Raw genomic sequence first — 13,103 nt, 5'->3', positions numbered from 1 at the left:
GATAAAATGGCTGATTTTACAAGACAGTTAGGGAATGAACCCGGTGTGCAGCTAGGTCCTACTGTAGATAATTCAGGTGGGCTAGCTTATGACGCTGTGGAAGAACAAACAATCGCCGGTGTAATGCGCTTAACACGTGGTCCGATCGATCGTGCTTTCGAGGTCTATAAAGCAAACTTCTATCGTGTTGTGGGAATGCCTGAATCAATCAAGAAAAACCCTCTTAACATTGCACAATCTCTGCTTATGGAAGCTACTCAAAAAGGAGCGAAGCGTGTGTTAGTGAGCCGTTTAGTTGGTTCTGACGCAAAAGTGAAATGGGTAGTAGTTAAGAAAAGTGAATCGAAAGATGCTGTAGAGGTTGAACGGTTTAAACTTGATATTAAAGTAGCTGATGAAAAGCCAACAGAAAACTTTTTATTTGCTATCAAGCATTTAGGTTGTTTTAATGACGGTATTAAAATTGCCGTATCTGCTAAAGCGGTATATGAAGACGACGGCGAAACAGAAAAGGATGCTACAGATATTACTTTAAGAATTATGGATAGAAACGGAACTGAACTTGATTCTTTCACCGGTTCTATTGATAGTAACTCTGTTGACGCTGATGGTTATCCTAATGATTTAGCGAGCATTGTCGAAAACTTTTCTTCAGAAGATTATGAAATGGTCATTGCGGCTGATGCGGTAATTGCTAAAGACACAATGGCTTACGGTAAAAATGCGAGCGGCATTCAACGTGAAGTCGTTTCTGACGTGTTAAACGCTTTTGAAGAAGGTTCAACCTCTTTCACTACTCAAAACTATAATGAGGCGGTGGAACGCTTACGCCAAGCTAGCGTGCGTTTTATTCAGTTATCCTCTTTTGGCTCTGAAAATACCTCATTATGTGCCGCTTTAGCACAGTTGGCGTTCGATCGTGATATTACAGTAGCGATTGATATTAACGGAACATTCAAGCCTAAACAAGCGATTGCGTGGATTAAACAGCTAGGCTTAAAAGGACATTTAATCTCTGTATTATGGCATCCGGTTGAATGTCGTGATCCTGCAGGTGTAAGTGGTCGAATTGTTATGCCTACTTCCGCTTTGCGTTGCTCTTTAGCGGCAGCAAGAAACGCACAATTAAATGCTTTTGGTTTAGCTCCGAAACAATATCCAATTGCTGGTGCGAATTACCCAATTCAACGGCAAGGAATGAAGGTCTTATATAACCCGAACGATGAGGAATTATCAGATTTAGCTGCCGCCGGTATTACTCCAGTTATCTATTCAGACGGTGCATTTATCTTCAACGATGTAATTAGTCTTTTAGGTAAAAATACCAGTGCTTTAAATCTGTTACCTGCAGTTGAAATTGTTACATCCATTGAACGCTATATTGCAAGAATGGCTAAACACTATTTACTATTCCTTCCAATGCAAGAGGCGATCAAAACGACAATCGAAGTTGGAACAGCTTATTTAGAATCTTGCGTAAAATCAGGTTGGTTAACAGTTTCTGAAACATTGCCAACTGGCTTTGAAATTGGGGCTGTGGCAAATAAAATGCGACCTCTAGATGTAATGAATATCAAAGTAAGAATGCACCCTGAAGGTTGTGTACGACAAGTTATAATTACTCCAGAAGTAACGAAGTAAAGGGGATTTTATAAATGAATATTTATCAAAACTTAGTCAGTGAATTTGGACAAATTCACCAACGTGACGGACGTCGTAAAACTGCGAAAGAAATCGTTGAAAAAAACTATTTAGATGATATCAGCGACGATCCAGAAGCGGCGTTATCTAGTGATATTGCGGTTTATCAAGAACAAGCCATTGCAAGTCAAGCCCTTCAATATTTTTCTGAATGGTTAGAAACACAGGAAGAGGATTTAGAAGAAGGCGAAGGTTATGGCGACCGTTTATTTGCGATGGTGGTCGGTGTGGCTGATGATAATAAAAATGGCGAAATTGATGATGATGAAGCCGATATTGCTAACATTGCTCAAAATGCCATTTATGATTATCTGGTATCTAAAGGCGTTTCTAACGAAAACGCTGTTTCATTGTTAGAAGAATTTGACAATGACTTAGCTGAAACCGTCCGCAATTTCTTACTTGAAAAATTACCGGAAGGCGATGACGCTTTAAATGATGAATTTGATAAAGTTGTCTTTAGCGCAGATGAAAACGAATCGATTTTCGATAGCACTGATGAAGATGAAGTTAAAAAATTCTATCTTGATGCTGCTTACCGTAAACGTTTCGCAATTCGTAATGGTAGAAAAGTACGAGTAAATAAACGTGTTTCCGGTGTGGTTCGCTTAACCGCTAAACAGAAACAGGCTTTACGGAAAGCACAACGAAAAGCTAACTCAAGTGCGGCTAAAATGCGCCGTATTAAATCGTTTAAAATCCGCCGTCGTATGGGATTTTAAGCAAAAATCAGCCCCTAATTTAAGGGGCTTTTTATTTAAATTTATCACAGGAAAAGTAGAAATAGATCACGTTTTTAAACCGCCATACTAGACCTATTAAATTTTAAACTTGAGGTTATTTATGGCTATTTTTAAACAGACTGATGACGGTCTTTTCGATAATCCTAACGATAAAAGTATTGATCTTGAAAATAATGAGATTCTAAAAGAGATCAAGAATGACACAACGAGCATTCAATCTATTTTAGACAGATTCGGCGGTCAAGCGATTGCCAGAATGAAAGCGGCTGAAAAAGCGCAGAAAGAGGGATTTAAACAGTTAAATACTACCCTTTCCAATACGACTCTTCCTAATACGTCTAAAACTCAATCAGAATTAAAAAATAACGTTTCGCCTGAGGCTAAAACGGCTATTGATCTGCCAAAAACAATTGATTTAACACCGCATAAAAACCTGACAACAGAACAGAAAGCAATTTTATCTACATTAAACAAGATTGCAGATGGTGTAAACGATGTTAACAATAATGTTAAAAACAATGTTAAAAGCGTTGCTAAAACAGATGATGATAAGGTAGTCAAGATTAACCTTCCTAAAGAGGAAAAATTAAAACAGGCTATTTCGCAAGTAGAAAAAGTAGAAAACAACGTATCACCAGAATTAAAAAATAACGTTTTTCCTGAGCCAAGAACAAAAGACGCTAAATCCACGGCTAAAAATGATCAAGCGAAAGATAAGAATAACAATAAGAAAAAAACAGCTAAAAAAGGTAAATCTAACGGCATACCTAATAACTGGTCAAAAGATAAAAATGGCAAATGGCGTGATGAAAAAGGTCGTTTTGCTAAATTTGATAAAAAAGGAAGACCAATCATAAGTAAAAACGGTGATGACAGTGCTTTAGAAACTAAAGAAAATTCACGTTTTAGGAAAATTCTTGAGGCGGTGGAGGAGGTCGGAGAAGAAATCAAAGACACCGCCACACCCGAAAATGTCGATCCTACCATTGATGCGATTAATGAAGTTAGCGAAACCATTAAAAGCGGTGCAGGTATTGGAAAAGTTATAGGGAAAGTAATTAAATTTACTGTTGGCGGTGCATTTGATGCCACTAAAAAGCTATTTAACCAGAAAGATAATCCAGAAGAAGTTAAGGCTAACCGTTGGCGTGATCGTTTTTTCAGTTTTCATAAAAAGTCAGTCAAAGAAAGCGACAAGAAAGCGAAAAAAACAAATGAAAATCTTGAGGATATTAAAAATAAAAAATCATCAAGCGATGGTTTCTCTGGACTACTTTCAGGGTTATTTTTACGTTCTCTGTTAACCATATTTTCGCCTTTCATTTTTATTTTTTCATTACTGTTGAAAATGCTGACCTCAACAGTAAAAGGAGTTAAAACCGGTTTTAATCGCATTTTAAAAGGCATTGGGAAAGGCTTTAAATTTATCTTTAGTGGCTTTAGCAAGGCTGTTAAATCAATAATTTCAGGCGTAACAAAGCCTATTCACAGTGCTTTTAAACTGATTCAGAAAGGCGTTAAATCAATTATTGATGCTATCTTAAAAGGTATCGCTGGGGTTATTACCTCTACAGGAAAACTGTTTAAAAATGCCATTACTACAGGAGTAAAAGCCGGTGGCGGATTACTGAGTAAAGGTGCAAAAGCTGTTGCAAGCACCGCCGGTAAACTTAATAAAGCCAGTGGAGGCGCATTAGGTAAAGCAGCGACAGGCGCCGGCAAAGCGGCGAGAACAGTCGGAAAATTCGGTAAAGGTATATTTAAACGCATTCCTTTGTTAGGTGCTGGCTTATCCGCTTTTGATATTATTGATGGATTACGAGATAACACTGTTGATGAAACCGGTCAATCTAATGGAGCTAAAAAGATTGGTAGCGGCGTCGGCTCTATTACAGGTATGGCGATCGGTGCTTTAGGTGGCCCGTTAGGAATGGCGATCGGCTCAATCCTAGGTGATATTGTTGGTGAAAAAATCGGGGGTTGGCTTTCAACCGTAAATTGGTCAGATGTTTCTAAAAATATTGAAAACTATTGGAAAACCGCCACTAGTTTTATTAGCGACACTTGGGATAGTTCTATTGATTTTATTAAAAAACAATGGAACTCTGTTACAGATAGTCTTTCTGAAACGTGGGAAAAAACAAAAAATAGGATTTCCAACGCTTGGAATAAGTCTAAATCGTGGGTTTCTGATAAATGGCAAGGTTCTAAAGAAACTGTTAAAAATGCCTATGAAAGTACGAAAACCGCAGTCAGTAATTATGTTTCTAAACGTTTAGAATCAGCAAAAAATGTTATTAGTAATATTTGGAACAACGACACCAGTGAAGAAGTAAAAAGTGATGTATCTACTGTTTCTGAAACCACTAATGATATTAGTAAAACTACCGAATCTGTGGATAAATCTACTAAGGATTTGAAAGACGAGGCTAAACAAACTAGAAAAGAATTTACTAGATATTTTACAGACTTGATCTCTGCTGTTAAAAAAATATCTATTAATAATACTGACTACACGCAATACACTGAACAAGGTATGGGAAGTAGTGCCGTGCCTAATATCAATGCAGGTAATTTTACTGCAGGCAATGTTGAAGGATTAGATCACCAGCAGACAGACTCTTTAATGAGTTATCTTGGCTATAAAGAAAGTGGTAATAATCAATTTGCGGAAAATGATTTTGGTTATATCGGAACATATCAATTCGGTGCAGCTGCATTGGCTGATCTAGGGCTAGTTAATAAAGATAAACTTGACGCTTGGGATAAAAAATATGGTGGCGTGAAAAAAGGTGTAAATAAAGAAGCACATAAGGCTTTTTTAGCTGATCCTAGCAACTGGAACAATGGACTTTCTAAAGAAAAATTCCTAGCTGATAAACAGTTGCAAGATGTTGTAATGAAACAATACACCGCAAGAAATGCTAAATCTTTTAAAAAGTTAATCGGTAGAGAACCGGCAAACGTCGAAGAATTACTAGGGTATCTCGCAGCTTCACATTTAGTTGGCGCAGGTAATGCGGCAAAATATATTGCTAAAGGAACTGATAAAAAAGATGGTAATGGAACAGCAGCAAGTAAATATTATCGTGAAGCTATTGCCACTTATCAGAAAAATAAAGCTGTGCCTAATTCAGGCGTTTCTATTAATGCTAAATTATCAAAAGCGGCTCAGTTGCCATTTTCTACTGGTAATGTTACTGGTAATGTTGTTACTAATGCGCCAATTCCTATACCTTCTAGTTTAGCTATTCAATCTCAAGTGACTGAAACAACGCAATCTATTGAGCGTTCAGGACAAAAAGCTGTTCAAGAAAGCCAACGCCGCTATCAAGCGGAGAAAAAGGAAAAAGAAAAACAACGTGAGAAAGAAAAGGAAGAGAATAAAAAATCGAATAATGATTTAGGTGTTCTTCTCACACAAGATTTATCCGATCGGAAAATCGCTCATATTGTGACAGGTGGAATAGCTGGAAATGGTCAAAGGATTATGTAATGGCAAGGGTTGAAAAATTTGTTACAGGTTCATTAAAAGAAAGAAGTTCTCTCGCAAAAGAAGGGCTTTTTAAATGGAAACAGGCGAACAGACAAGGGAAAATGTTATCGCCTGATGACTTTCACACTGATTTTAATACCCTCTTAACTCGATTAAACAGCACAAAAGGGCAATTTATACAGGCGTTAACGCTGGAAGACTTGCAACAGATACAACGCACGGCTGCTCAAATCGGGAAAAAATACAAAGGTGGCATTACACCGCAACAAGTTATAAATCGCTCATTGCCTATTGATAGGAAACGTTCGAATAACGAGATTAAATTTTCGATTATGTCGCATAGGCGAGGGAATGTCTTTAAATTTACGACAGACGCCAGTCAAAAAAATGATGCTACTAAACACTATGTTACTGTAGAGTTTCCGGCATTTTATCAGGCGGTTTCTTCTCCGCTTAAAATGGATAAAATTGTCAAGGGACTAACTAACTCTTATGTGAAGTTCGATTGCGATTGTGGCCGTCATACATTCTGGTATCGCTATTTAGCAACTGCAGGTAAATTTGCCTATATCGGTGGAGATAGCCGAGCGGAACACGCTTTCCCGAAAATCCGCAACCCACGATTAAGCGGTGTTGCTTGTAAACACGTATTAAGGACAATGCAGACAATTATTGGTGACAGCCGCTTTCATAATCAGTTAGCAAAAGCGATCGAAATGGAACGGAAAGGGAAAAATAAAGAACGAATTAGCGAAAAAGACGCACGAAAACACATTAAAGAAATGGAAGAAAACAGCGAAACCGTGTTAACAACAAGAGGTCGTAAATCTGCCAACCGTGCGAAAGAATATAATAAAAGTACGCTTTTCACGAATGATAAAAATGTGATCACAAGAAACATTAAAAAATCAAAGAAAATGACAAACAGCAAGTTTTCTAGTGAAGTTAAAAACAACATCACTAAATATCAAGGATTACTGAATAAATTTAGCCAGACAGGCAAATTCTCAGAAGAACAGATCAAATTGGCAATGGAAATATTAAAAAGCGAAGGTATTTAAAAAATGGCGCAAATTCAAACACATTCACAAACATTTAAAGCGGCCAGAATGGTCGTTTTAAATCATCCTAATGGCTTTTACGTGGTATGCTCACGTGCGGAGTACACACGAGAAGAGGACGACAAAAATACAATAGCAGGCATTCAGGTTTTAGGACTTGAAGGTGAAGATCATCCTGACGTGGAATATATCCCCATAGGTATGGCAAGACTATTGTTTGTCGATCCTTATGAAGTATCGGATATTATTAAGGACAGCCTAATGATGAATGATAGTATTGTTAGGCGAAAAGCCTTAATTGAGCCGTTGGAAGAGAATGCCTTTGTTTTAGAAAAAGGCGATGTGCTTTACTTGCGATTTGGCAACGATGTCGGTATTGCATTTGAAATTGTGAATATTGAATTACCTATTGGATTACCGAATCAATTAAATGCCTTACGATACGAATTAAACAGACGAGATGATTTAAGTTATAACGATATTAAAATTGATGAAATAACAGAAGACGATATCAAAGAGGAATTATTCAGACGACTAAATAACGGTGTTGAGAAAGGTTTAATTGATGAAGAAACTAGTGAGAAAATGAAAGATTTTATTGAGGAAAACGGCGTGAGTGTTTGACAAAAGTTTGTCAATTTTGGTGTGAATTGATGGTATTTAATGGCAATTAATTAAATAAAATTTCGTCGGTTAGTGGTGCGACTAGGTGCGTAGGTCTTTGATTTATATAGTGTAATTTATAATTATCTTATTTTAATAGCAAAGGTCTTGAAAACCGGCGAGGATTTACGTCCTCCAAGAGTTCGAATCTCTTTTCCTCCGCCATCCTTTTCATATTATCTCAGATAATCCTTAATATTCTCCTTTTTGTTATTAAACTTTATTCAAAGTTTCCGTTGTCTATTCTTCTTTCTTGAACAAGATAAAACCATACACAAGACTAAATTTCATAAAAAACTCCGCTAGAAACGGAGTTTAGATACAAACAGTTGTTAACATCACAACATCACTCGTTGTGCTATTGCATCGGCAAACTTACCGATACTAATAGCAAAGTAATAAGATTTATTCCAGTCCATAATGGTTTTAAAATTCTGAGATACTAAAAATGCCCGTCCTGCCAAGCCGTTTGGCAACACTAACCAAACCGGATCGGATTGAAGCTTCGCCAATGCCTGTTGTGAAAATCGATCCTGTGGCACAACAACGCCTCGTTTCAACCAATCACTGACTGATTTTGCTTTATATTTTTCTATTCCACTTAATGAAGGATCAATCCAAGTGGAAAGCTGAACTTCAACGCCCCACGGCAATTTATCATTCCAACCAACGGTAGCTAAATAATTAGCGATAGAGGCAAACGCATCATAATAATTTGTCCAAATATCAGCGATACCATCACCATCACCGTCTTTGGCATAACTTAAATATGAACTTGGCATAAATTGCGTTTGTCCCATTGCGCCTGCCCACGATCCTTTCATCTGTTCACGCTCAATATGACCTCGATCAATAATTTCTAACGCTTTAATAAATTCCGGTGCAAACAGTGATTCTCGTCTGCCTTCAAAGGCTAATGTTGCCAATACAGACAGTACATCAAAATTACCTTGATAACGTCCGAAGCTGCTTTCCATTCCCCACAATGCCACCAAATATTGTGGTTGCACACCAAAACGGTGACTGGCAGTCATTATTTCTTGATTCTGTTCGCTGAAATAACGCACTGCCAACGCAATTTTATTCATTGTCAGCACTTTATTAAGATAATTGGTCACACCGTTTGGATTAGGTTGATTAGGTTTAGCTGTACGCTTACGCCCTGCCTGCTGTTGATCCAATTCTATTGAACGTTCAACAAAACGGATATTTTGTTGAGAATATGCCACATTGGCATCAACGCCCTGTTTTACCGCCTGTTGGCGCAGATAATCGACATATTGATCAAAGTTAGCAACAGAGCGTGGCTGGGAATAATTAACATCGGATGGCGTTTTATTAGTGGAACTGCCACAACCTACCAATGCTAAGGTGAGAACGGTGAGTACTGCTTTTTTGAACATTTTGGTTAATTATATTGTTAGGAAATTGGCGTGTTATTGTAATGCATTATGGTGAGGATGTTAATGTTTTGGTTTTGTATTGAGGCTTAGATTTCACCCTAAAGAGCGACCCCATTTTACTGCGGCTGCGCCTTGCACTTCGTGCCGTTGCTAAAGCAACGTTCAACCCGTAGGGTTGTCTTTGTTTGCCCAAAGAGAATGGGGAAAGCACTCTGAGCGCTTGCTTTTCCTCATTCTGGTCAGATTTTCTGGATGGTAAAAAAACAGATTTTTAAATATTTGGCTGTTTTTGGTCATAAAAAATCTGCACCTCTGTGTGTTGGATAATCAGTCCAACTTTAGGGTGCAGATCAAAAGTGGGAATAGTTTTTTATCAATCGTAATAAATATTGTAAGTCATCTTGGCTGATATTGTTCCACCTTTTGGTGTTTTATTTGGTACTTTACGATAATAAACCTCATAACGATGCTTAGGCTTTTGATTAATAGTTAATGCCTCCTGATTAAATGAGTAAAAACCTGCCGCTTGATCTCCTGTTGGCTTATTAAAAAAATCACCGTTTGCTATTAAAGGTTGTCTATAAGTTAAATACTGTTTAGTCACTGAATCTTTTACGCTTAATACAGTCTGTGTAGCAGCGGTTTCAGGTGAACTCAATCCTCCAATTGCCCCCAAAAACGGTAGCGTGCCTGTATTTGATGAAGAATTGGCATCAGTAAAAAGAATATAAGCATTTTTTACACTTCCTCCGGGGCAATTAAGCCCAATATCAAAAGTGTTACCTAGCACTTCGTCATTCTCATTAAGTTCTTTTACAGTCACATCTTTTAGTTTAACCGTTTGGTTATTATTTTCCAGTGTGCAGGTTCGGGCAAAACTAAAAGTTGCCTGATTCGTGGAGGTAACTTTTATCATAGAGAATGAGTTATATTTATAAGCCCTATTATCATTAGCTTGATAATCCGCTACGGTATTACCTGATGTCGTTTTATCCACACATAACATCGTAATGATTGCCAAAGGCGTGTTTGCCGGAATAGAAATATCCGCTGGCGTTGAATTATAGAGAAAAGTATCTTTTAGCTTTAGTCTTAAATCAAAAATCAGTGATTCTCCTCGGTCAACAATGGCAAATTGATATGGACCTGTACCGTCAATAGTTACTAGATGATTATTTACTTCCAGTAATCTTCTTTCAAAATACTGACTATTTTTATCTTGTGTATCAAAATATTTAATTTCTAGCCAAAATTGATCCGTTGGATTCGTTACACCGGCGCGTCTCTTACAGTAGCCTCCCGCCATTATTTCACCTATATTCCAACGATAAACCACCTCATTATAACCAACACGATTATAATTAGCGCTAATATATTTTTCTTGTGTTGGTACTCCACTTGGTCCTCCAACATCTTTCCCATCAAATGTATAGGCAAAAGAAAATGATGGTTTAAACAAAATCACCAAAGCCATCATCGATATAAACCAATGAATTATTTTCCCTTTCATTTTTTCCCCTTTTAATAAAACTGGCATTGTATTGGCACGATAAGTAATTTACCGTCTTCTTGTTCTGGTAACTGATAATTCGCTCGGCAACGATGCTCATCCCAGCTGAGATGAAGCTCACCTTTTTCAGCAATACCTCTGGTATAAATTTTGCCACCTTGTGCAACAACACCAATAGATTTCTCATTTTGATCAAATACTTCTGTTCCTAATGGTGGCAATTGTTCTTTGTTTTCGATTTCAAAGAACACGGCTGAGCCTGCTGTGGTTGCAAAATTAATTAAAAGTGCTTGGTTAGCACGAGGAATAACTTGTTGCTCGGTAGCAGCTAATTCAACAGAACTCGGCAAATTATTGCCATCTAATCCTATATAATTGATAGTATATGGTTCAACATATGGCACGATACCATTACCAAAATAATCAATTTCATTACCTATTGCGCTATTAATCAACGCACCTTTTGCACCTTTAGCGTGAATAATCGCAAAGTTGTCACCTAAATCATTGGATAATGTAATGCCTTTTGGATGAGCTACAACAGCTCCAGAAGCACCAACAGACATTTGTTGATTACCTTTATTACTACGACTCCATGAACCATTAAGACGAGCAAAGGAACTAGAATAGGTGTTACTAAAAGCAATTGAACTAACATCACTTTGTTGTTGCTTACTGACAGAGAGAGTATAGGTATAACGCTGTTGTTCACCCAATGTACCAGATAATGACGTATAGGCAGAATAGCCATCCTTAACGCTATGGCTAATATCTTGTGAAAGATAAGAGCCATTCGCGTTATCACCTAATGGTAATGATAGAGAAAGATAAATTCGTTTATCATTGTTGCCATCATTATTAATTGATTGAGAAAATGACAGACTATAATTTAATTTCTTGTAATTATTGCTATAGCCAATTTGGTATTCATTGCGTTTTTGCTTAGTTCCCCAATAGGTAAACGTACTTCCAGTAATATAAGCCCCACCCCATCCATCTTTAAATGTTTGACTTACAGATACCTGAAATTGATTTTTTGGGCGATAGCTATTCAATGATAAATTCAGTCCGTTTTCGTAAGCAAATTTCCGTTCATTTGCTAAAATGACATCTTGTAAACTGAAGTAATCGCGTGATAAATAACGATATGCAGCTAAAGTAACGTTTGTATTTGTTGGTTCGATATGCGTGTTATAACTAAAATAAAGATTGTATCCCTTAAATTTTTGATCAAGATTATGAAAAGTTGCATTAGAGAGCGTTGCATTTGCCGCAAATGCTCCAATCGGCGTATTAAAAGAAAGACCTAACAGCTCAGAATGGTAATCTTTAGACAGGATCGCCCCAAGATTCAATGTTAAATTATTAGTTAAACCATACTGCCAAGTGGCTTGTGCAACATTTGTATCAAAAACAACATTACCATAACGATAACGTCCAGCAGCAATTTGATAACGGCTATAGCCTGGACGAATTAATTGTGCTGCCGCAGTATAAGGAACAGTAAAAGTGCGTTTTTCTCCATTTGCTTCTAAAATTTCTACTTGAATATCACCACCATACCCTGTTGGAAAGAGATCATCAATTGAAAACGCACCGGGAGGAACAGACACTTCTCGCAATAAATTGCCATTTTGCCGTATGCTAACAACAGCATTGCTATTCGCAACGCCACGAATAACGGGAGCATAACCGCGTTCAGAACTAGCCAACATTCTATCATCAGATGCTAACTTTATTCCACGCAGTGATAAACTATCCATCAAAACGCCATTAGTATATAAATCACCGATAGTTAATTGCCCACGAAGTGCGGCAACATCGTGTTGTAAGTAAGTAGCGATCCGTTGGTAATGAGAATCTTGTTGCGGACTCCAACTCATAGACCCACGATGACGTAATGCCCAACCAAACAAGTTTATACCTGACTCAATGCCTAGATAGCTTTGATAAAAATTTTGATCACTGTATTGGTAGCGATAATGGCTAGCGTTATAACGCAAAAATGCCACAGGAATACCATCTTGCCATTGTGCAGGTGAGATATAACCTTTTGGACGTTGCACAACTAGAGCCTGTGCAATATCTACATCTAATCGCAATTGTCCAGTATCAAAATTTACTTTTGCCTCTGGCACTTGTGGTGCAAATAAGCGACATTGCTTAACTTGATGAGTTTTACCTGAAAACGCAGCAGATTTTAAATCTAATAATGTTAGCAACGTTGGTGTAGCACAAAGTCCGATAGATTTTTGATCAGGAAGCTCCACAAATTGTAAAGTAATACGTCCACGTAATTCATTATTTACATAAACATCCGCAAGATATTCACCAGCAGGAATGGGATTCCCATAACTGAATCGTTGAATATCAATATTTTTTTGAGCTTCACTGCCGTATAAGAAGCCAGGGTCAAATTCAACGTAGTCACTAGCATAACTATTGATGCAACAACTACTAAATAGCACCAATGATATATAGCTACGTCTAAATTTTGTTAAGGGTAAGAAAATATTTCGCATAATC

General features: G+C 37.4%; 8 protein-coding genes. 5 read left to right on the top strand and 3 right to left on the bottom strand.

Annotated elements, in window-relative coordinates:
* Positions 1-6 precede the first annotated feature (6 nt).
* The 5 genes from ACXPAV_RS02650 to ACXPAV_RS02630 all read left to right on the top strand — a co-directional run bounded on the left by ACXPAV_RS02650 (position 7) and on the right by ACXPAV_RS02630 (position 7,625).
* Positions 7-1,641 carry a hypothetical protein gene (locus tag ACXPAV_RS02650; protein ID WP_458003941.1) on the top strand — a complete coding sequence of 545 codons (1,635 nt, stop codon included), beginning with the start codon at positions 7-9 and terminating at the stop codon, positions 1,639-1,641.
* A 14-nt stretch (positions 1,642-1,655) separates the two neighbouring features.
* Positions 1,656-2,423: a hypothetical protein gene (locus ACXPAV_RS02645; RefSeq protein WP_458003940.1), complete on the top strand. Its 768-nt coding sequence runs from the start codon at positions 1,656-1,658 to the stop codon at positions 2,421-2,423.
* 121 nt (positions 2,424-2,544) lie between these two features.
* Positions 2,545-5,940: a hypothetical protein gene (locus ACXPAV_RS02640; protein ID WP_458003939.1), complete on the top strand. Its 3,396-nt coding sequence runs from the start codon at positions 2,545-2,547 to the stop codon at positions 5,938-5,940.
* Positions 5,940-7,001: a hypothetical protein gene (locus tag ACXPAV_RS02635; protein ID WP_458003938.1), complete on the top strand. Its 1,062-nt coding sequence runs from the start codon at positions 5,940-5,942 to the stop codon at positions 6,999-7,001. The genes ACXPAV_RS02640 and ACXPAV_RS02635 overlap by 1 nt, the downstream gene beginning before the upstream one ends.
* Before the next feature lie 3 nt (positions 7,002-7,004).
* Entirely contained in the window at positions 7,005-7,625 is a 621-nt protein-coding gene (locus ACXPAV_RS02630; protein ID WP_458003937.1) for a hypothetical protein, read from the top strand.
* A 377-nt stretch (positions 7,626-8,002) separates the two neighbouring features.
* Here the strand turns inward: ACXPAV_RS02630 and ACXPAV_RS02625 are convergent, their stop codons facing one another.
* The 3 genes from ACXPAV_RS02625 to ACXPAV_RS02615 form a co-directional block, all read right to left on the bottom strand.
* Positions 8,003-9,067, bottom strand: a complete 1,065-nt coding sequence (locus tag ACXPAV_RS02625) for a lytic murein transglycosylase (RefSeq protein ID WP_458003936.1) — start codon at positions 9,065-9,067, stop codon at positions 8,003-8,005.
* A gap of 373 nt (positions 9,068-9,440) precedes the next feature.
* Positions 9,441-10,604: a fimbrial protein gene (locus tag ACXPAV_RS02620; RefSeq protein WP_458003935.1), complete on the bottom strand. Its 1,164-nt coding sequence runs from the start codon at positions 10,602-10,604 to the stop codon at positions 9,441-9,443.
* Complete coding sequence (locus tag ACXPAV_RS02615) at positions 10,589-13,099, bottom strand: fimbria/pilus outer membrane usher protein (RefSeq protein WP_458003934.1); 2,511 nt, start codon at positions 13,097-13,099, stop codon at positions 10,589-10,591. The genes ACXPAV_RS02620 and ACXPAV_RS02615 overlap by 16 nt, the downstream gene beginning before the upstream one ends.
* Between the last annotated feature and the right edge of the window lie 4 nt (positions 13,100-13,103).

The sequence above is a fragment of the Gallibacterium sp. ZY190522 genome, assembly GCF_054166015.1.
Note: the sequence above shows the minus strand (reverse complement) of the source record. Positions and strands in the feature narration are given on the sequence as shown.

Coding starts and splice junctions, on each gene's coding strand:
- ACXPAV_RS02640 (WP_458003939.1), top strand. CDS start 2,545: ATGGCTATTTTTAAACAGACTGATGACGGTCTTTTCGATAATCCTAAC.
- ACXPAV_RS02620 (WP_458003935.1), bottom strand. CDS start 10,604: ATGCCAGTTTTATTAAAAGGGGAAAAAATGAAAGGGAAAATAATTCAT.
- ACXPAV_RS02630 (WP_458003937.1), top strand. CDS start 7,005: ATGGCGCAAATTCAAACACATTCACAAACATTTAAAGCGGCCAGAATG.
- ACXPAV_RS02650 (WP_458003941.1), top strand. CDS start 7: ATGGCTGATTTTACAAGACAGTTAGGGAATGAACCCGGTGTGCAGCTA.
- ACXPAV_RS02615 (WP_458003934.1), bottom strand. CDS start 13,099: ATGCGAAATATTTTCTTACCCTTAACAAAATTTAGACGTAGCTATATA.
- ACXPAV_RS02635 (WP_458003938.1), top strand. CDS start 5,940: ATGGCAAGGGTTGAAAAATTTGTTACAGGTTCATTAAAAGAAAGAAGT.
- ACXPAV_RS02625 (WP_458003936.1), bottom strand. CDS start 9,067: ATGTTCAAAAAAGCAGTACTCACCGTTCTCACCTTAGCATTGGTAGGT.
- ACXPAV_RS02645 (WP_458003940.1), top strand. CDS start 1,656: ATGAATATTTATCAAAACTTAGTCAGTGAATTTGGACAAATTCACCAA.